This is a genomic window from Vibrio sp. 10N.286.49.C3, from assembly GCF_041469545.1.
GTDB lineage: Bacteria > Pseudomonadota > Gammaproteobacteria > Enterobacterales > Vibrionaceae > Vibrio > Vibrio tasmaniensis_A.
The window spans coordinates 117,204-137,996 of the sequence record NZ_JBFRKT010000027.1 but is presented as its reverse complement, the minus strand read 5'-3'; the positions used below and the strand labels follow the sequence as shown (position 1 = coordinate 137,996).

Here is a 20,793-nt window from a genome sequence, read left to right as displayed (position 1 = left end):
AATTCCTTACTTCGTTTGTTGTGGTAATTCATCTTTGTAGTGACCACGCTTGTATGCCCAAACCATCATCAGCACACCGATGATAACCATTGGCAGTGACAAAATTTGTCCCATAGAGATAAATCCACCGAACAAACCTAGCTGAGCATCAGGTTCACGTACGTATTCAACTAGGAAGCGGAATGTACCATATCCTGCTAGGAATAACCCTGATACAGAGCCAAGAGGACGAGGCTTTTTGATGAACCAGTTCAAGATGAAGAACAGTACAATACCTTCAAGCGCCATTTCATAAAGCTGAGATGGGTGACGAGGGAGTGGACCACCGTTAGGGAATACAATCGCCCATGGCACATCAGTCACACGACCCCAAAGTTCACTGTTCATGAAGTTGCCCATACGCCCCATACCTAAACCAAATGGAACCAATGGTGCAATCATGTCTGCGACACCAAAAAAGGTTCGACCGTTCTTTTTGGCATACCAAAGCATCGCGGTGATCACACCAAGCAAACCACCGTGGAAAGACATACCGCCAGTCCATACCTTAAATAGGTAGAGTGGATCATCAATGAAAAGGCCAAAGTTGTAGAAAAGTACGTAGCCAATACGACCACCCAGTACCACACCTAAAAAGCCAGCAAACAGTAAGTCTGATACTTGCTCTCGAGTCCAACCACTACCGGGTTGATCCGCTCGGCGATTTGCTAACCAAAGAGCAAACATAAAACCAACAAGGTACATTAGGCCGTACCAACGAACTGAGATTGGTCCTAGTTCAATAAGAACAGGATCGATATTTGGGAATTCGATAAAACCCTGAGACATACTTGGCTCTCTATCTAAAATTGAATAACGGTTAACTCAACAGCTAACAGAAAAGACACTACAGCAGCATAGTGGCTGCTATAAACATTAAAAATACCGCAAAGAATTTCTTCAGCACGGGGGTTGGCAATTGAGTGGCCAGTTTAGCGCCAACTCGTGTGGTCAGTACTGAGGTACAAGATATCGCTATCAAAGCCGGTAGATAAACATAACCCAAGCTATACGCCGGAAGATCATCGACAGAAGAGCCATGCCAAATAAAGCCTAGCATTCCCGAAATCGCGATAACACAACCACATACAGAGGATGAGCCTACAGCTTTGCGCATTTCCACACCGTGATGGTTAAGGAAAGGCACCGATAAAGAACCACCACCAATACCAGCCAAGCTTGAAACCAAACCAATACCGCCACCACATAACATGGTTTTAGCTGAACCCGGCATCGACTTTTGACTCTTAGAGCGAATAGACATCAGCATTTGCAACGCCAATACCAAGACAATCACACCAAAGACTTTTGGTAAGTATTGAGCTGGAATCACATCGGCCACGAAAGAACCTAGGAAGCCACCTATCACGACACCTGGTATCAACCATTTAACGACAAACATCTCTACATTACCCAATTTTAAATGGTTAATCGCAGACGATCCCGACGTAACGATGATGGTTGATAACGAGGTAGCCAATGCCATTTGCATCGCAAACTCTTGAGGGATACCCGCTTTAGGAAGCAAAAAGAGTAAGGCAGGAACCACCAGCAAACCACCACCAATGCCCAGCAAGCCAGCTAAAACACCAACAATAGCACCAAGGCCTGCTAGCAAGCCTATCAGTTCATATGACACGTTAAATCCTATTTTTTACCCGCTCGAATGAAGCCTGTAAATTCACGCTCTTCGAAATAGTTGAGCATCATACTATAGATGTCACTTCCATACGGTTTTGATAGCGCCTCATTTGCCAAATCTTGCAGTTCACTAAGCTTAGATTGACGAATCAAATACTTAGTCCTTGCGACATTTGAGGTGTTCATACTTAACGTCTCATACCCTAACCCAATCAAGAGCAATGCACCCATTGGATCACCCGCGAGCTCTCCACATATACACACAGGCAATTGATATTGCTTACAAGTATCATGGATGTGTTTCAATGCCATGATCACTGCAGGGTGCATGGATTCATAGACATCAGAGACGCGGGAATTGTTCCGGTCAACCGCCAATAAATATTGAGTTAAGTCATTGGTGCCCACCGAAACGAAATCAACTTTATCCGCAATAAGCGGAAGAAGGTAAAGCATTGATGGCACTTCAATCATGATACCGATACGCGGCATACGAACTCGACTGTCGAGTTCATGCACTTCATCGTAGGCTTGCTCGATAAGTTGAACAGTATCATCCAGTTCTTGAGTGCTAGAGATCATCGGCAACAAGATACTCAAGTTCTGGCTATCACAACTCGCACGTAACATGGCACGTAACTGAATAATAAAGATGTCAGGATGATCGAGCGTAAAACGAATACCACGCCAACCAAGGAATGGATTGTCTTCTTCGATAGGGAAGTAAGGTAACGCCTTATCTCCACCAATATCCAAGGTTCGCATCACCACTTGCTTCTCAGGGTAACTCGCAAGCACAGAACGATACTGCTTGAATTGTTCGTCCTCTGACGGAAACCTCTGCTGCAACAAGAAAGAAATTTCGGTTCGATACAGACCAACCCCATCAACCCCTTGGTTGATAGCGATGTTAGTGTCTGCACTCAAACCCGCATTAAGCAGAATCTCGACTTGCTTGTCGTCTTTCGTTTTTGCCGGTAAGTACAGTTCTCGATTGACCATAGAGGAGAGCTCACTCTCTTCTAGAATCAGCCCCCGATACTCTTTGAGCAGGTTTTTAGTCGGCTCAATAAAGATCTCGCCGCTATACCCGTCAACAATCGCTTGCTTACCATTAGCTTGCGAAAGATTAAGGTTAACTCCCATAACAGAAGGAATACCCAAAGCTCGAGATAAAATCGCTGCGTGCGAGTTCGCCGCCCCTTCCAAGGAAATAACCGCTAATAGTTTTTCTTTAGGAATAGACGCTAATACAGAGGCCGTTAACTCACGAACCACCAAAATAATCGGTTTATCTAACGTGCGAAGTTCATGTTCAGAATTGTGGAGGAAATAGAGCAGTCTTTGACCAAGCTCTCGGACGTCTTGCGCTCTCTCCCGAAGGTACACATCTGACATACGAGCAAAACGGTTAGAGTAACTCTCAACAACCTGTCTCAATGCCCAATCGGCTTTGTCGCCTTTCTGAATTTGACTCTTGAGATCCTTACGTAACATGGGATCGTTGAGTAAGTGAGTAAACAGATCAAAGATCGCCAACGCGTCTTTATTGATTTCACTATCTAAACGCTTTCGCATTCGCTTAAAATCATTGAGAGCATTTTCGACAGCGACTGCCAACAGCTCATGCTCCCTTTCAACATTGAGCGTCGAAGCAGGGTAAACATCGGTGAGTTCAGGCTGAGTGTTGTCCCACCATAAGTCACCAATCGCCACACCCGATGAAGCTGCAATACCTTTGGTCGCAGGTAGCTTCTGTTGCTCTAACAGCCAATGGCCTTGAGTTTGGGCATGCGCCACAATAACCGCAAGTTGTGCTGAGAGTGTAACAAGGAAGGATTCTTCCATCTCACTGAATAAACGGGGGGACTTCTGTTGAATGACCAATACGCCAAGCACTTGCTTGCGATAGATAATCGGAGTGCCGAGAAAAGAGTGATAAACCTTTTCTCCAAGCTCGGGAAAAAACTTATAAGCAGGGTGAGCAGACGCTTGTGCAAGGTTGATCGGTTCAGCACTTCTTTTAACAAGGCCAACCAAACCTTCGTCAAAACCAATGTGAATACTATTGCCTTTGAAGATCAGGCCTTGAGTTGCCATCAACTCAAGACGCTGCATATCATTATTTGCCAAATACACGGTGCAACATTCCGTCTGCATCGCGCTGCATGTCTCTTTAACCAAAATATCAAGAGCCGTCGACACATCTTCAACTCTTGATACGTGTTCAACTATTTCCCTTAGTTGGCTGAGCATGCTTAACCTCTACGCAATTTGCGCTTTCCTTTTGTTTTTCGCTCTTTAAACGGCATTGCTAAAGATGCGAATTCTTTCATCGCTCGACGGTAAACATCTCGCTTGAAAGATACAACTTGTCGAACCGGGTACCAGTAACTCACCCAACGCCAACCATCAAACTCAGGTGTGCTTCCACGCTGCATATTGATATGCGATTCATCGCAATCTAAGCGTAAAAGAAACCACTTCTGTTTTTGTCCAATACAGACAGGTTTAGAATCCCACCGAACCAGTCGTTTGGGCAGCTTATAGCGTAACCAATGACGACTTGTCGCGACGATCTTTACATCCTTTTTAGTAAGGCCAACCTCTTCATACAACTCGCGGTACATTGCCTGTTCCGGAGTTTCACCTTCATCTATTCCCCCTTGAGGGAATTGCCATGAATGTTGCCCGTATCGTTTAGCCCAGAAGACCTGACCATGGTTGTTACAGATTACAATACCAACATTTAATCGGTAACCATCGCCATCTATCACTGGCCAACCTCTATCTAAATTTTTAATTACACTGATTTTTCCACATATCCCCAATCGGAGCAAACTTAGTGACGTGACAAGCGCTATATTTATGAATAATAACTACGAATATGGATAAGTTTTGCTCAAATCTTAGTTACCCACACAAGAGTGAGACATAGACCACATTTATTCACCTTTTCTGTGAATAACTATGTGAAGAATTACCCGCAATCGTTTTTTTTAATCCATAGATTTATCAGAACCAAAAACAAAAAACCACCCACCGACAACAAAAACAATTAAAAATCAATTAATTAAAGCAAACCCATCGATTATAAAAACATGAAAAAAGAAAAAGATCTTTTAAAAACTACCCATGGTTAAAGATCAACCACTCCGATGTTTATCCACACTAGTAAGTGAAAGATTCATTTCAAACCCTATTTAGCAAGCATTTTATCCCCTGCAAACCCCTGTTTATTTATCCACTAAATTAATATTTCAATTAATTACCTTTATGTCCTGTGGATAACCATGGGTTTGATCCCTTTCCTAGCAAGGCGATCATTTCTTAACCAGTCGTCATATGGTGATAACTTCTGGTAAAATCATTTTTTTGATCATACCTTTTATTATGAAACCAGAACCACAAACACAACAAGAGCTGTTAGACAGAGCATATGCTATTGCAGGAATGACCTTCAAAGAGCTCGCCGATGAAGCCAATATGGTTGTACCAAACGACCTAAAGCGAGATAAAGGCTGGGTTGGACAACTATTGGAATGGCACTTGGGTGCGCCAGCTGGCAGTAAACCAGAACAAGATTTTGCCAAGCTCGGGATCGAGCTAAAAAGTATCCCGATTGGCTATTCAGGGAAGCCACTCGAAACCACCTTTGTTTGTGTCGCGCCATTGATGGGCGTGCAAGGCATAACTTGGGAAACCAGTCACGTTCGAAACAAGCTGTCTAAAGTGTTGTGGATCCCAGTAGAGGGAGAAAGAGAGATCCCGCTGACAGAAAGGCATGTAGGATCCCCTTTATTGTGGACACCAACCCAAGCGGAAGACGAGATCTTAAAAAGGGATTGGGAAGAGCTCATGGAGCTGATCGTGTTAGGTAATGTTGAACAGATAACAGCAAGACACGGCGAAGCACTGCATTTGCGACCAAAAGCCGCCAACAGTCGAGTGTTAACAGAAGCTTACGGTGCAAGTGGAAAACCAATAAAGACCAAACCTCGTGGTTTCTATCTACGAACTCAATTCACCCACAGATTGCTGACAACCCATTACGCATAGAAAGCCATTACGCATAGAGGTTTTATCTAGCATAGATAGACTAAAAGATCAGTACGTTATAAACCGTCTCAATTTAGAAGTAATTTCTCACTACAACGCTCGTTAAAAATACTCTCTAATGAGGTTTGAGCGCCAGTTCAATATCGCAGTAGCTTTGGTTGGGTTCATTACCAAACTCATCATACGCGTTGTGCAAGCGAAGGTAGGCCTTTTCAAAGCCGAGCCGGAGTAATTCCTCTTTCACTTGATCCAAGGATCCAAAGTGAAGCGGCTCGCCGTCTTGCTTTACCGGTTCTAGCTTGTGTTTGTACTCCACCGCCAGCAAATATTCAGAGATATCAGAGCAACCAATAACGTACACTTTCGGTGTCTGATAAGAGTCTTTGTGCTCTCCATGTAACCACATGTCTAATTGATGCTTCTGCATAGTCAGCCTCCCTTGCTCTGTAAAGCTTAGCCGAACTATTTACCTTTACTAGATAACGACTTAAAAAAGCAAAAAAAGAGAAGCAAGAGCTTCTCTTTTTTTGGCCAGTTCTAGTTCAAAAATTTGCATTTTCGACGCCATAACTATCGCTGATGTTTATCTTGTGGGGTGAAAGGCGCTATCACCCCACAAGATTACGTCGGTATTCGCGCGCTTAAGACTCGACGAAGATGACGAACTCGGCGCTCAATCGTGACAACTTCAGGCTCAGAAAAACCAATTGGTCGACCATCGGCTTCAAGGCCAATATCTCTCAATAAATGGGTGTTGTTCCATGGTAGATCATATGAACTACGACGAACTTTTCGTTGCCATTCACGCTCTTCACGACGAAGGTCTGCACGGATAAGAACTGTTGCTAGTTTTAAATATACTGAGTGACGCATAATAACTCTCCAGTTGTGGAATAAACTGAGGAAAAATAGCGTTCTAGATAGTATGAGGGCTTCTCACTTAGCTACTATTTTTCCGCAGCCAAATAAGGGTACGGATCTATTAGTTAGGTTTATCTTGGGTGTTTCGATCGGCCATGGCTGATGTGTGTGACATATCAGTCACCATGTCAGTACACGGATCAAACGACGCGCAAATATGCTGTATAAAATCGAAATGTTTCATTTGCGCCTCCAAGCTAACTAAAAAATCCAAAAAGAAATGGGGTCGTAAAAGCAGACAAGTCTTTGTTAAATCGTTGCTTTCACGGTTAAAGTCTAACCAAGTGAGTATATTATTCAACCGATAATTGGTTAACATTTTTAAAACAATGCATTCGCCTGAAATATCAGTTGCATATTCATTTACATATAACATATTCACTATGATTATATAAAATCACAGCATATCTATCTTAGGGCTCTCTATAGAACAGCGGACTATCCTTCAGAAAAAAAAAGCCACGTATGATACGTGGCCCTTGAATTTTCACTCACCGGATAGAGTCAATGAATAGAACGTTCTAAACAACGCCCTCAGATATAAGACCATGTTTATTGAGTAAGCGGTACATAGTTGCGCGTGAAACTCCAAGCTCCTTAGCGGCCAAAGACACTTGACCACCATAAGATTCCAACACAATGAGTAAAGCATCTCGCTCTGAACGTTCACGTATACTTTTCAGACTGCGGCGTTCATCATTCTGTTTTGGTAAATCCAGTTGATGATCCTCAATGATGACAGCATCAGACATCAACACAACACGCTTAATCTGATTCATCAATTCACGAACGTTGCCAGGCCAATGGTAGCGACTCATCGAGCGGATAGCATCGTCTGAGAAGCTCTTCGCTTGCGCATTAAACTCTTTTGAGTACTCACGCAGAAAATGATTCGCTAGCACTGAAATATCACTCACACGTTCTTTTAAGCTAGGAACATGAATACGCAGAACATTGATGTAATGATAAAGCTCTTCATTGAAGTCGCCCTCGATCAATGCCTTTTCAATATCAGAAGAGTTAGCAGCCAAAATGCGAACATCAACCGACTTAGCTCCCTTCGTGGTTTCAATTTTCCCTTCTTGTAAAAAGCGTAAAAGGTTCAATTGTTGATTACGAGGCATCGCTAGGACATCGTTGAGTAAGAGGGTTCCGCCATCGGCTTCTTCCAACATACAAGGCGCTGCCGTTGCTGGGGCTGAAATACCAAACATCTCAGTCTCTATCCTCATTTCAGATAGAGCACGGCAATTCACAGTTAAAAATGGTTTCTGAGCTCGCGATGAATTTTGATGAATGGAACGTGCAATTGTCTCTTTTCCTGTCCCACTCTCACCGTAAATCAAAATACTGACATCTGTGGGGCCAATTCGCTTGACTTGGTCTCTCAAGCGTTTCACCGCCACAGAATCACCGAGTAGGCCCATATTGTTGTTAATACCGTAGTTTGGCCATACTTTCTGCTCAAGTTTGAGCATACCCAGTTGATGACCAATGGTACTCAATAGCTGAGCATCAGGGATTGGTGCCGTGAAAAAGTCGATACAGAAGTTAACGATAAATTGGCAGATTGTATCTGAGCTCAATTGCGATTCACGGATAAAAGCAAGCCATCGAACTTGCTTGTTGTTGCTCACGAGGTTAGCGATACCATTAAGGCTAAACTCATCATGACTAAGATCCACAATGCCAATGCAGGGGCCAATATCAGTAATTAAGGCATCGGCTTTTCGTAAATCTGCACACTGGGTACATTGCCAACCCACTTGTTCTAACACTGATAACCAGGGTTCGTACGCACCACCAACGACGATAAGAGAACCTGGTAAGGAATCCATCTTAAATTGAGTTCCCATCCTTCTTCCTTATTCTGTTTTTATTTTTTTCAATCAGGCTAACACGAGTTAAACGAATCATACGGGTACAAAGTTGCCGCAAGATCGTATTCAGATCCGATACGTATAGTAATGAGACTATCTTAGATTTTTTGTCTCAATGGTAAGACTATGTCATAAATAATCATTTTTCGAATCAAGAGTGCGGTACGAGCTAGGTTTTGACGCTAAAAACCGAAAAAGCCACCCGAAGGTGGCTTTTAAATTACACGGGCAGTAACACCCCATAAGCGAAAATTACGCTTGTGGGCGCATTGCCGGGAACAAGATCACGTCACGGATTGTGTGGGTGTTAGTAAATAGCATCGCTAGACGATCGATACCAATACCTTGACCCGCTGTTGGCGGTAGGCCGTGCTCTAGTGCAGTAATGTAGTCCGCATCGTAGTACATAGCTTCGTCATCACCCGCGTCTTTTGCGTTAACTTGTGCTTTGAAACGCTCGTCTTGGTCTTGTGCATCGTTAAGCTCAGAGAAACCGTTCGCTACTTCACGGCCACCGATGAAGAACTCAAAGCGGTCTGTGAAGAATGGGTTGCTGTCGCTACGACGAGCCAGTGGAGAGATGTCCGCTGGGTAACCCGTGATGAACGTTGGTTGAATTAGCTGAGGCTCAGCCGTTTCACCAAAGATCTCTTCAAGAAGCTGACCACATGTCCAAAACTTCTCAACGTAAAGACCCACTTCTTCTGCAATTTTAACCATCAATTCTCTGTTCTGAAGATCGTCTTCAGTCAGAGCTTGAATGTTTGCATTTTCAGGTGTGTAGTGTTTGATTGCATCGAACATGCTCATGCGAGCGTAAGTGCCACCGAACTCAACTGTTTCGTCACCGTAAGGCATAGAAGTAGAACCAAGAACGTCCATCGCCGCTGTGCTTAGCATCTCTTCCGTTAGATCCATTAGATCTTTGTAGTCAGAGTACGCTTGGTAGAATTCCATCATTGTGAATTCTGGGTTGTGACGTGGAGAAAGACCTTCGTTACGGAAGTTACGGTTGATCTCGAATACACGGTCAAAACCACCAACTACTAGACGCTTAAGGTAAAGCTCAGGTGCAACACGTAGGTACATGTCGATGTCTAGTGCGTTGTGATGAGTGATGAATGGACGTGCTGTTGCACCGCCTGGGATCACGTGCATCATTGGCGTTTCAACTTCTAGGTAGCCTTTTGAGCTCATGAAGTTACGGATTGAAGACACAAGCTTAGAACGCACGATGAATGTGTTACGAGAGTCTTCGTTCACGATTAGATCAACGTAACGCTGACGGTAGCGCATCTCTTGGTCAGTTAGACCGTGGAACTTCTCTGGCAGAGGACGAAGTGCTTTGGTTAGCAATTCAAACTCTTCCATGTTCACGTAAAGGTCACCTTTACCAGACTTGTGAAGCGCACCTTTAACACCGATGATGTCACCGATATCTAGGCCTTGGTACTTCTCTTTCAGTACTTTTTGTACGTCTTTCGCTGCGTACGCTTGGATACGACCAGAAGTTTCTTGAATCGCAAGGAATGGACCACGCTTCGCCATAATACGACCTGCGATCGCAACGATGTGGTTAAGCTCTTCTAGCTCTTCCTTAGTCTTCTCACCGAATTCCGCTTGAAGATCGCCAGCTAGGTGCTCACGACGGAAATCATTTGGGTGACCGTTCGCTTTGCAGTTTTGGCGGATATGATCCAGCTTGCTACGGCGCTCAGCGATTAGTTTGTTCTCTTCAGGTGAAGAAGCTTCTTGTGCATTTTCGTTTTGAACAGCATCAGTCATTTGAGATGTACCCTGCTTTTATAATTTGGACAGCTATATTTTTGAAAATATAGGCATTTTTACCAATATTATTGGTAAAGCTTAATAGTTGATAAAGCTTACAGACCTGATTTCAGGCTAGCTTCAATAAACTTGTCTAAGTCACCGTCAAGAACCGCTTGAGTATTACGGTTTTCGATGCCGGTGCGTAAATCTTTGATACGTGAATCATCCAGCACGTAAGAGCGGATCTGACTGCCCCAACCGATGTCTGATTTCGTTTCTTCGCTCGCTTGTTTTTCAGCATTTTGCTTTTGAATCTCAAGTTCAAAAAGCTTAGCACGTAGCTGCTTCATCGCTTGATCTTTGTTCTTATGCTGCGAACGGTCATTCTGACACTGAACCACGGTGTTAGTTGGAACGTGAGTAATACGTACCGCCGATTCCGTGGTGTTTACGTGCTGACCACCAGCGCCAGAGGCACGGTATACGTCAATACGTAGGTCAGAAGGATTAATGTCGATCGTAATGTTGTCATCAATCTCAGGATAGATAAACGCAGAAGCAAATGAAGTATGACGACGACCACTTGAATCAAATGGTGACTTACGAACTAGACGGTGAACACCAGTCTCTGTGCGTAACCAACCGTAAGCGTACTCACCAGAGATACGTACCGTTGCGCCTTTAAGGCCAGCAACATCGCCATCAGACACTTCGATAACTTCAGTCTTGAAGCCTTTCGAATCTGCCCAACGCAAGTACATACGCAACATCATTGAAGTCCAGTCTTGAGCTTCTGTACCGCCCGAACCTGACTGTAAATCGATGTAGCAATCTGATGCGTCGTGATCACCAGAGAACATACGACGGAATTCCAATTTCTCTAACTTAGCTTCAAGCTCAGCTAGTTCTGGCTCAATTTCATCGAACGTTTCTTGATCTTCTTCTTCAACCGCAAGCTCTAATAGGCCATCAACATCCTCAACACCTTGGTCAAGTTGGTCGATCGTTTCTACTACCGCTTCCAATGCTGAACGCTCTTTTCCTAGCGCTTGAGCACGCTCAGGTTCGTTCCATACATCCGGTTGTTCTAATTCTGCGTTTACTTCTTCTAGACGCTCTTTCTTTGCGTCATAGTCAAAGATACCCCCTCAGGATATTTGTGCGCTCAGACACATCCTGCAGACGGTTTTTTATAGGATTGATTTCAAACATTTTAGCTCATCATTTATGAGTAGAATTTAACCGGAGAATTGTACTCAAAAGTGTGACGGAGATACAGAATTTTTTAGAGTGGTACACCAAGATTCAATAACTTAATCGGATATAAAATTGACGGGCAGAAAAAACACGTAAAATTTGTAAGGCAATAAAGGAAAACAAGCCCTGTTTTTGAACAGAGCTTGTTGGATTAGGTACTAAATGATGAACCTCATTCAGTGAACGATAACGCTATTTGGCTTCAACTATTTCGCTTCGATATGATCAATCATCAACTGCAACGATTGATTGCCACGAAACTCGTTAATATCAAGCTTAAACGCAAGATGTACCGTTTTCACTGAGGCATCAGGCCAGCGACGTAGGTCAACATTAAAGGCAATACCATCAATCATCACATTGGTCGGGTGGCCTTTATACAATGGCTCAAGCATTAACTTTAGGTGCTTTTCACCCACTAATTTTTGATGCAGAACTTTAAACTCACCATCAAAGATGGGCTCAGGGAAAGCTTGTCCCCACGGACCACCTGAACGCAATGTTTCAGCGGTATGCATTGAGAACTCTTCAGGTAGCAGCTCACCATCAGACAAGATAATGCCCTTAAGTGCCGTCTCACCGAGTTCTTTACGCACAACGTCATCAAACATCTTGCTGAATCGCTCGAAGTCTTTTTCCATAATGGTTAACCCGGCTGCCATTGCGTGACCACCAAACTTCAAGATCAGGCCAGGGTTTTGAGTGTCGATTCTGTCTAGCGCATCGCGCATGTGCAAACCTGGAATCGAACGACATGAACCCTTAATGCTACCTTCACCACCATCAGCAAATGCGATCACTGGGCGGTGATATTTGTCTTTGATACGCGAAGCTAGAATACCAATTACGCCTTGATGCCAATCACGTTGAAACAGAGCCAAACCAGAAGGCAAATCGTCTTTACCAAATTCAAGGCGCTCACAAAAAGCCATCGCTTCTTGTTTCATGCCCTCTTCGATCTCTTTACGTGTTTGGTTCAAGCCATCTAACTCGCTGGCCATTCGACGCGCGGCATGGATGTTATTACTCATTAGCAGCTCAACACCAAAGGACATGTCATCCAATCGGCCAGCCGCATTGATACGTGGACCAAGCGCAAAACCAAAATCGGAGGCAACTAAACGCTTAGCATCTCGCTTAGCAATTTCAATCAAGGCTTGAATACCCGGACGAGCTTTACCCGCACGAATGCGTTGTAGCCCTTGGTGTACCAAGATTCGGTTGTTTTCATCAAGTGGTACCACATCCGCAACAGTACCCAGTGCCACTAGATCAATCAGTTCCATCAACTTGGGTTCTGTCATGCCGTGTTGAGCAAACCAGCCCAACTTACGCATATGAACACACAATGCCATCATCAGGTAAAAGGCGACACCCACACCGGCTAGCGCTTTTGAAGGAAATGCGCAGCTTTCTAGGTTGGGATTGACCATTGCATCTGCAATCGGTAATTCAGAACCAGGCAAGTGATGATCAGTAACCAGTACATCAAGGCCTTTCTCTTTAGCAAAGCGAACACCGTCAATTGAAGATACACCGTTGTCGACTGTCATGATCACTTCAGCACCAAGTTCGATCGCCTGTTCGACAACCTCAGGGCTCAAGCCATAACCATCTTCAAAACGATTGGGGACCAGATAATCAACATTAGAGCTGCCCAACATTCGCAGAGCAAGCACAGACAACGCGGAGCTTGTCGCGCCATCGGCATCAAAGTCACCAACAATGATGATGCGCTTTTGCTGCTGAATGGCTTTGAACAACAATTCAACCGCAGCATCAATTCCGCCCAGTTTTTGATAAGAGTGCAAACCTTTCGCAGCTGTCTCTAGCTGGTCAGCACTGTCGATTCCGCGACTCACATAAATACGCTTTAACAAGTCAGGTAAGTGAGCAGGTAAGACTGAAGTGTCGACCTCAGGACGGCGTTGGATCTCTATCATATAAAAATGGGCCTGATATCAATCAGGCCACTCCTTAAATCAAAAACAGGGGGAAATAATAGGTAATAAAAAATGAAGATTACTGCTCTAAACGCTGAATAAGTTGCGCTGGAGGTAAGTAACCACTCACTAACTCACCACTTGCTAGTACGATAGCCGGAGTGCCATTGATGCCAAGCTCACGACCGAGTTGGTATTGTTTAGCAATGTTCTGCTTTTGCTCTGCTAGGTTTTTACCAGACGCTGGCATTTGACGGTTTACTTTAGCGTCATGCATCGCTGTTTTTGGATCATCTGAAGCCCAGATTGCCGCCATTTGATCGGCAACTTGCCCTGTCGCACCTTGGCGTGGGTAAGCCATGTAACGAACAGTGATACCCAGATCGTTGTAGCCTTGCATTTGACTGTGCAGACGAACACAGTAGCCACAAGTAATGTCAGTAAATACCGTCACAACGTACTTTTCGTTATCTGCTTTGTATTCGATAACCGTATCCGACATCGCTGCTACTTTTTCAGCATTCAGTGGAGCCTGACGCTCAGCCAAAACATCACTGAACTTACCGTTTTCATCCAAAGAGTAAAGTGTACCGGCTAGAAAATGATCGCCCTCTGGAGAAGAAAAGATAATACCGCTGTTGGTTTGAACTTCTAAAAGACCATCGATATCCGAAGGAACAATCTTATCGACCTTAATACCGATTTTTTCAAAACGCTTAGTTAACGCAGCTGTATCAATAGCTTGAGCTGGAGCAGCTTCTACGGCTGTTGATGTTGTTTCTACTTTCGCTTCTGATGCATTACATGCAGTAATCATGAGAGGAAGCGCTAGTAGAGGAAGACGGCGTAATACGCTCATTAGGTTCACCTTAAAAATAAATGGATTTAAGCACGTGGGTGATGCTGAGCGTGAATTTGCTTCAGCCTTTCAGTCGCCACATGAGTATAAATTTGGGTGGTCGATAAGTCACTATGTCCAAGCAACATCTGTACGACCCTGAGATCGGCGCCATAGTTCAGTAAATGAGTGGCAAAAGCATGTCTCAATACGTGTGGAGACAATAGATCTGTATCGATACCAGCAATAACCGAATAATGCTTAATGCGATACCAGAACGTTTGACGAGTCATTTGCTTAGCGCGTTTACTCGGAAAAACCACATCCGAGCTGTTATCACCGAGTAATTGTGGGCGACCTTGTTCAATAAAAGTTTCTATCCAATCCACCGCATTTTCGCCCATTGGTACTAAGCGCTCTTTGCCACCCTTGCCAATAACACGCACCACGCCTTGTCTTAGGCTGATGTTTTCCATCGTCAAGCTAACCAGCTCTGTCACACGCAAACCGGTTGCATAGAGTAACTCAAGCATCGCCTTATCGCGAAGTTCAATCGGATCGTTCGGATCTGGCGCATCAAGCAAAGCATCAACCTGCTCTTCGCTCAAATCTTTCGGCAAGCGTTGCGGCAACTTCGGGCTGATCAACAAAGCACTTGGATCATCACCTCTGATTTTCTCGCGGTGTAAGTATTGGAACAAGCGACGAATCGCCGACAACATACGAGCACGAGAAGTCTGCTTAAAATCGGCGTCGGCTAACCAGCCTTGATAGTCCTGTAAACCTGAAAGGCTAATGAAGTCGAGGCGGTAATTGTTCTTTTCCATCCACGCTAATAACTTGGACAAATCGGTACGGTACGAGACAAGCGTATTCTCCGATAATCCTCGCTCCATCCACATAGCATCTAAAAACTGCTCAACGAGACCGTGGTCTGCGCTCTGCCCTTGAGGCGACTGCATAGTGTTACTCACAATATTGGAAACTGTTTTGAGAGTATGCCAGAGCAAATATGAATGCCATAAAAATTACGACTTGAGCGGATAATCGCTGCAATCAAAGTCGATTTATGGTTAGAATTCGCCATCTGAAATTAAAATTGAACGTTTGCTATGAAAATTGGATTATTTTACGGCTCAACCACCTGCTACACAGAAATGGCAGCAGAGAAAATTCGCGGCATTATTGGTGAAGACCTAGTTGATATCCATAACGTGAAAGAAACCCCTCTTTCATTGATGGCGGACTACGATCTTTTACTGCTCGGCATCTCAACTTGGGACTTCGGTGAAATCCAAGAAGATTGGAATGAACTGTGGGAAGACATTGCAACCACGTCAATGAAAGGCAAGGTTGTAGCGCTGTTTGGTTTAGGTGACCAAGAAGGCTACGGCGAGTGGTTCTTAGATGCGATGGGTCTATTACATGATGAGCTGAAAATCGCTGGCGCTGAGTTTGTCGGTTTCTGGCCAAACGATGACAGCTACGAATTCGAAGCGTCTAAAGCTCTCACTGAAGACCAATCTCAATTCGTTGGTTTGGCTCTTGATGAAGATTCACAATACGAGCTGAGCGACGACCGTATCGCTAGCTGGGTTGAACAAGTACTGGTTGAGTACAGCGAAAAGCTATAGCCAAACAGAAGTACACTCAGCGAAGTAGCAGAATATTAAAAGATCACAGAATACAAAAAGGCCTCATTACTGCGAAGTAATGAGGCCTTTTCTATTTCATGTCGAAGGACAATGTCATCTCAACGGAAGATTAAACAGTCTCTTCAGCCATCTCTTGCTCTGTTGATTTACCAACGAAGAACATACAGATGATTGCGGCAGTCGTTGGAAGCAACCAACCCATACCGATTTCGAACAATGGCAGCATGTTCATTGCAGATACATCCATACCTGCAACTTTAGCACCATCGATAAGAGCAAACAGTAGAGACACTAATACCACTGCGCGGTAAGCCGCTTTTGGATTAGGGAAACGGCTGCGCAAGAATGTCAGTGCGACCAATGCTATTGCTACTGGATAAAGTGCAAACAGAACTGGAACAGACAGAGAAATTAACTGAGAAAGGCCAACGTTCGCTACGGTTGCACAAGCTACACCGTTGATGATTACCCAGGTCTTGTAAGACAGAGGTGTTAGCGAGCTGAAGTAATCAGAACATGCTGATACAAGGCCAATCGCCGTCGTTAGACAAGCCAATAGTACGATCACAGAAAGCACGAGTTGACCTGAAGGGCCAAACAAAGATTGGACGTATAAGCTTAAGATAGCGCCGCCATTATCTGCACCCGCTGCAACTGTTGCGCTTGTTGCGCCCAGGAAGAACAGAGAGATGTAAACAAATGCTAGACCCGCTGCCGCAATACAACCCGCACTGATTAGGTACTTAGTTGTTGCTGCGCGGTCAGTCACGCCTTTACTGCGAATTGCGTCAACAATCAGCATGCCAAACATCAAAGCAGCAAAAGTATCCATGGTGTTGTAGCCTTCAAGGAAACCTTTGGTCAGTGGCTGAGTGATGTACTCACCGTGAGCCGCAAGGACATCACCTTGTGGGTTAATGAACACAGCAACTGCCAGTACAACCAAACCAACGAATAGTGCAGGCGTAAGTACCTTGCCAATAACGTCAATAAGCTTACCTTGTGACCATGAGAAGAACATCGCTACCACAAAAAATGCAATCGAAAAGAGAGTTAGATGAACTTGAGTCGCATCAATGAAGAACGGCTTCACCGCCATCTCATAAGCAACAAGACCGGTACGTGGTGCAGCAAATGCAGGACCGATGATGATGAAGATCAGCACAGCCATGATAGTTGCTGCTTGCTTAGGAAGATCTTTCGTTAGATGACCCCATGAACCACCAGCCACTGCGACCGCGACGATAGTGATTAACGGCAGACCAACGGCAGTCAGCAGAAAACCAGACATCGCTGGAAGAAAGTGATCACCAGCTAATTGGCCAGCTAGAGGTGGGAAGATGATGTTACCCGCACCTAAGAAAAACGCAAAAAGCATAAAGCCCAATGCCATTATATCTGTTAGTTTTAGACTCTGTTTCACAGATAATCCTTAATTATATTTATGAGTTTATGTTGTGCTTACATGAATGTTACAGCGAGAAGCTGCCAATCAATCTTTAAAATAGTCGCGCATAATGACGAAACACTCGGCTAGCTGCAAGTCACCATAAAAAAACGCCATATAAATTTGCATATATAAACAAAAAGTAGTGAATTAAACTAAATATACGCAGATTAACATAATTATCAACCAATCATTGTTAGCAACAATAGATAAGCAATTAGAATATTAATTTACACAAATAGTTAACATTAGAGCTAATCACTTAAAATATCTCGATAATCAGAATATTCATGAAAGACAAAACGATAAATACTAAAAGCTTCAATTTTAAGAGGTTCTCTATTTACGGAGGACAGAGCGGCATGCCTGTTAGCACCGATGGAGTACTACTCGGATCATGGATTAACCTTGCCCCTGAATCATTAGTACTCGATATAGGGACAGGAACAGGTCTGTTGGCCTTGATGGCTGCGCAGCGTTTTGAGGATGCTTCAATCTCTGCGATCGATATTGATCAGCACGCCATTGATGCTGCCACAGTCAATATTGAGCAGTCACCTTGGCAAGATCGTATCTCCCTTCATCACGACAGCGTGTTAACCACGGATTTCTCGCAACAATTTGATGCCATAATTTGTAATCCGCCCTACTTCAACTCTGGTGAACAGGCACAGCAAAGTCAAAGAGCCACCGCTAGACACACCGACAGCTTGGATCACCTTCAACTTGCCCAGTGTTGTTTCGAGATAACAACTGATGCCGCCACCGCCAGTTTTATACTGCCGACGCCCGAAGGAGAAGGCTTCATCAAACTTGCCGAGCAATGTGGTTGGTACCTAGCAAAGCGCCTTGATGTGAAAACAACCGACAAAAAACCGCCCAGCAGAATCCTGTTTGAACTATCTAAAGATCCTGTTAGCGAGCAAGATTTGCAGCGTGAATCGCTTACGATCCATCACGATGGCGGTTATAGCGAGGCATTTATTGCCCTTACTAAAGATTTTTATCTCAAGATGTAGCAAATACCATGTGATCCTAATCACTAATGCTTCTATAATGTCCGACTACTCTTTTTTATCGTCTGCTTTTTGAGGCAGAAACATTTATTGCTTGTGGAGAAACAACAGTGATCAGAACCTTTGCAGAACTCGATCTAAACCAAGAGCTGCTTAAAGCAATTGACGAAATGGGCTACGAACGCCCAACACAGATACAAGCTGAAGCAATCCCACAAGCGTTAGATGGAAGAGACGTTTTAGCTTCTGCGCCAACAGGTACTGGTAAAACAGCATCATTTGTATTGCCAGCACTGCAATACCTACTGGATTTCCCACGTAAGAAATCTGGCCCTGCACGTATGCTTATCCTGACGCCAACGCGTGAGCTAGCAATGCAGATCACCGAACAAGCACGTGAGCTTGCTAAATACACCAGCCTAAATATCTTTACGATCACGGGCGGTGTGATGTACCAAGAGCACGCAGATATCTTAAGCACGACTCAAGATATCGTAGTCGCAACACCTGGTCGTTTAATGGAATACATTGAAGGCGAGCGTTTTGACTGCCGTGCGATTGAATGGCTGGTTCTCGATGAAGCAGACCGTATGCTAGACATGGGCTTTGGTCCTGTTGTTGACCGTCTGTCTGCAGAGTGTCGCTGGCGTAAACAAACTTTACTTTTCTCAGCAACGCTAGAAGGTAAAGGTATTGAAGGTTTCACTGAAGACCTTCTGAAAAACCCAGCAGAGATCGATGCAAAATCGTCATTGCGTGAACGTAAGAAGATCACTCAATGGTATCACCGTGCCGATTCAACTAAGCACAAGCTTGATATCCTAAAACATATCATCACAGAGCAAGCTGAACGCAGCATCATCTTCTTGAAGACTCGTGACCGCCTAGGTGACCTACGAGCTCAATTAGAAAGTGCACAGATCCCGTGTGTATGGATCCAAGGTGAAATGCCTCAAGATCGTCGTAACAACGCGATTTCTCGTTTCCGCGATGGTTCTATCAACGTACTGCTGGCAACGGACGTCGCAGCTCGTGGTATCGACCTTCCAGATGTGAGCCACGTTATTAACTACGACATGCCACGTACTGCAGATGTTTACCTACACCGTATCGGCCGTACGGCTCGTGCAGGTAAGAAAGGTAACGCGGTTTCTATCATTGAAGCGCACGATCAACTAATGATTGAACGTGTTGCTCGTTACACTGAAGATGCGATCAAAGAACGCTTCATCGAAGGCATGCGTCCTACACATAAGAAAGCCGCAGTAACGAAGAAGAAAAAGCCGAAGAAAGAAGACAAGAAAGCAGTGGCTAAGCAAAAAATTGCTAAGAAAAAGAAAATCGCTAAGAAAAAGAAAGCCGTTAAGAACAAGTAATCGAACCGCCTTTCAATGATTCAATAAAAAGCCCCATGCAGTTATCTGTATGGGGCTTTTCTTTGTCTGGCTTATTATTGTCTGGCCTGTTATCAGGCTAAATAACTCGTCTCTAATTTTAATTACAGGCTAAAGCCGAAGTAACTCGTTAACCAAGAGCTACTAGTTTTGCTCTTCACGCTTGAAGACTAACTCTTTCGCGTTCGACTCTTCTTCAACGAAGTAGTAACCCGCAGTATCAAACCTGGTCAACGCTTCAACTGAATCGATTTTATTTTCAATGATGTAGCGAGCCATCATGCCACGCGCTTTCTTCGCGTAAAAACTGATCACCTTGTACTGGCCATTCTTGCAATCTTTAAAAACTGGCGTGATGATTTGACCATCAAGGCTCTTCGGCTTCACCGCTTTAAAGTATTCGTTCGATGCTAGGTTGATCAACACATTATCGCCTTGAGCATTCAACGCTTCATTCAGTTTATCTGTGATGATATTGCCCCAGAACTGGTACAAGTTAGTGCCACGCTCATTAGCTAAGCGTGTGCCCATCTCTAGACGGTAAGGCTGCATCAAATCCAATGGCTTCAATAACCCATATAGGCCAGAAAGCATGCGCAGGTGATTCTGTGCGTAGTCAAAATCATCGTCCGACAGTGTTTCAGCATCTAGGCCAGTGTACACATCGCCCTTAAAGGCTAGGATTGCTTGACGTGCATTGTCTTGGGTAAAGGTATCGCTCCATTGCTCAAAGCGCGCTACGTTCAGCCCAGCAATCTTATCGCTTACCTTCATCAGTGCTGATACATCAGCAGGTGTCAGCTTACGACACACTTCAATGAGCTCTGCAGAGTGCTCAACAAACTCTGGCTGGCTGAAGCGCTCAGTCGCTAATGGTGATTCGTAATCTAATGTCTTGGCTGGAGAAACGACAACTAACATAACTTTACCCTA

The 20,793-nt window shown here is 44.3% G+C and carries 18 protein-coding genes; 4 read left to right on the top strand and 14 right to left on the bottom strand.

What is annotated here, in order from left to right; translation table 11 throughout:
• Positions 1-6 precede the first annotated feature (6 nt).
• Genes lgt through rppH form a run of 4 tightly spaced genes read right to left on the bottom strand, consistent with a single transcriptional unit; the run spans position 7 to position 4,457 of the window.
• Entirely contained in the window at positions 7-828 is an 822-nt protein-coding gene (gene lgt, locus AB4180_RS12715) for a prolipoprotein diacylglyceryl transferase (protein ID WP_004735021.1), read from the bottom strand.
• 58 nt (positions 829-886) lie between these two features.
• Entirely contained in the window at positions 887-1,678 is a 792-nt protein-coding gene (locus tag AB4180_RS12710) for a sulfite exporter TauE/SafE family protein (RefSeq protein WP_102249731.1), read from the bottom strand.
• A gap of 8 nt (positions 1,679-1,686) precedes the next feature.
• The gene (gene ptsP / locus AB4180_RS12705; RefSeq protein ID WP_009848436.1) at positions 1,687-3,936 is read right to left on the bottom strand and encodes a phosphoenolpyruvate--protein phosphotransferase; all 2,250 of its coding nucleotides are present in this window, start codon (positions 3,934-3,936) and stop codon (positions 1,687-1,689) included.
• Between the two features lie 2 nt (positions 3,937-3,938).
• Positions 3,939-4,457: an RNA pyrophosphohydrolase gene (gene rppH / locus AB4180_RS12700; RefSeq protein ID WP_009848435.1), complete on the bottom strand. Its 519-nt coding sequence runs from the start codon at positions 4,455-4,457 to the stop codon at positions 3,939-3,941.
• Positions 4,458-5,073: 616 nt separating this feature from the next.
• On the opposite strand from rppH, the gene mutH reads away from it, so the two are divergent.
• On the top strand, positions 5,074-5,739 hold the full coding sequence (gene mutH, locus AB4180_RS12695) for a DNA mismatch repair endonuclease MutH (RefSeq protein WP_102249744.1): 666 nt from the start codon (positions 5,074-5,076) through the stop codon (positions 5,737-5,739).
• A gap of 115 nt (positions 5,740-5,854) precedes the next feature.
• On the opposite strand, the gene AB4180_RS12690 is transcribed toward mutH, so the two are convergent.
• From AB4180_RS12690 to xerD, 8 genes are all read right to left on the bottom strand, one after another.
• Positions 5,855-6,166, bottom strand: coding sequence for a DUF6482 family protein (locus tag AB4180_RS12690; RefSeq protein WP_009848433.1), 312 nt, complete (start codon positions 6,164-6,166; stop codon positions 5,855-5,857).
• A 194-nt stretch (positions 6,167-6,360) separates the two neighbouring features.
• Positions 6,361-6,612, bottom strand: a complete 252-nt coding sequence (locus tag AB4180_RS12685) for a hypothetical protein (protein ID WP_004735015.1) — start codon at positions 6,610-6,612, stop codon at positions 6,361-6,363.
• A gap of 569 nt (positions 6,613-7,181) precedes the next feature.
• On the bottom strand, positions 7,182-8,516 hold the full coding sequence (gene vpsR, locus AB4180_RS12680) for a cyclic-di-GMP-binding transcriptional regulator VpsR (RefSeq protein WP_009848431.1): 1,335 nt from the start codon (positions 8,514-8,516) through the stop codon (positions 7,182-7,184).
• 276 nt (positions 8,517-8,792) lie between these two features.
• Positions 8,793-10,325, bottom strand: a complete 1,533-nt coding sequence (lysS, locus tag AB4180_RS12675) for a lysine--tRNA ligase (protein WP_009848430.1) — start codon at positions 10,323-10,325, stop codon at positions 8,793-8,795.
• Between the two features lie 98 nt (positions 10,326-10,423).
• Positions 10,424-11,522 (bottom strand): peptide chain release factor 2 gene (prfB, locus tag AB4180_RS12670; protein WP_100208942.1). Its coding sequence is split into 2 segments (ribosomal slippage): positions 10,424-11,446 and positions 11,448-11,522, totalling 1,098 coding nucleotides; the frame shifts between segments, so codons are not numbered across the junction.
• Positions 11,523-11,773: 251 nt separating this feature from the next.
• Positions 11,774-13,510: a single-stranded-DNA-specific exonuclease RecJ gene (recJ, locus tag AB4180_RS12665; RefSeq protein WP_012603262.1), complete on the bottom strand. Its 1,737-nt coding sequence runs from the start codon at positions 13,508-13,510 to the stop codon at positions 11,774-11,776.
• A gap of 79 nt (positions 13,511-13,589) precedes the next feature.
• Entirely contained in the window at positions 13,590-14,369 is a 780-nt protein-coding gene (dsbC, locus tag AB4180_RS12660) for a bifunctional protein-disulfide isomerase/oxidoreductase DsbC (protein WP_102249732.1), read from the bottom strand.
• 26 nt (positions 14,370-14,395) lie between these two features.
• A complete protein-coding gene (xerD, locus tag AB4180_RS12655; RefSeq protein ID WP_102249733.1) occupies positions 14,396-15,310 on the bottom strand; it encodes a site-specific tyrosine recombinase XerD in 915 nt (304 codons plus the stop codon).
• Between the two features lie 150 nt (positions 15,311-15,460).
• Here xerD and fldB point away from each other — a divergent pair, with 150 nt between their 5' ends.
• The gene (fldB, locus tag AB4180_RS12650; protein ID WP_102249734.1) at positions 15,461-15,982 is read left to right on the top strand and encodes a flavodoxin FldB; all 522 of its coding nucleotides are present in this window, start codon (positions 15,461-15,463) and stop codon (positions 15,980-15,982) included.
• Positions 15,983-16,112: 130 nt separating this feature from the next.
• Here the strand turns inward: fldB and brnQ are convergent, their stop codons facing one another.
• Positions 16,113-17,426, bottom strand: a complete 1,314-nt coding sequence (gene brnQ, locus AB4180_RS12645; protein WP_017100503.1) for a branched-chain amino acid transport system II carrier protein — start codon at positions 17,424-17,426, stop codon at positions 16,113-16,115.
• Positions 17,427-17,740: 314 nt separating this feature from the next.
• On the opposite strand from brnQ, the gene AB4180_RS12640 reads away from it, so the two are divergent.
• Both AB4180_RS12640 and srmB read left to right on the top strand, forming a co-directional pair.
• Positions 17,741-18,469 carry a tRNA1(Val) (adenine(37)-N6)-methyltransferase gene (locus AB4180_RS12640; protein WP_017098336.1) on the top strand — a complete coding sequence of 243 codons (729 nt, stop codon included), beginning with the start codon at positions 17,741-17,743 and terminating at the stop codon, positions 18,467-18,469.
• 107 nt (positions 18,470-18,576) lie between these two features.
• Positions 18,577-19,842 carry an ATP-dependent RNA helicase SrmB gene (gene srmB / locus AB4180_RS12635; RefSeq protein WP_102249735.1) on the top strand — a complete coding sequence of 422 codons (1,266 nt, stop codon included), beginning with the start codon at positions 18,577-18,579 and terminating at the stop codon, positions 19,840-19,842.
• A gap of 162 nt (positions 19,843-20,004) precedes the next feature.
• Here srmB and yaaA read toward each other — a convergent pair whose 3' ends face one another.
• Entirely contained in the window at positions 20,005-20,781 is a 777-nt protein-coding gene (gene yaaA / locus AB4180_RS12630) for a peroxide stress protein YaaA (protein WP_102249736.1), read from the bottom strand.
• Positions 20,782-20,793: the final 12 nt, after the last annotated feature.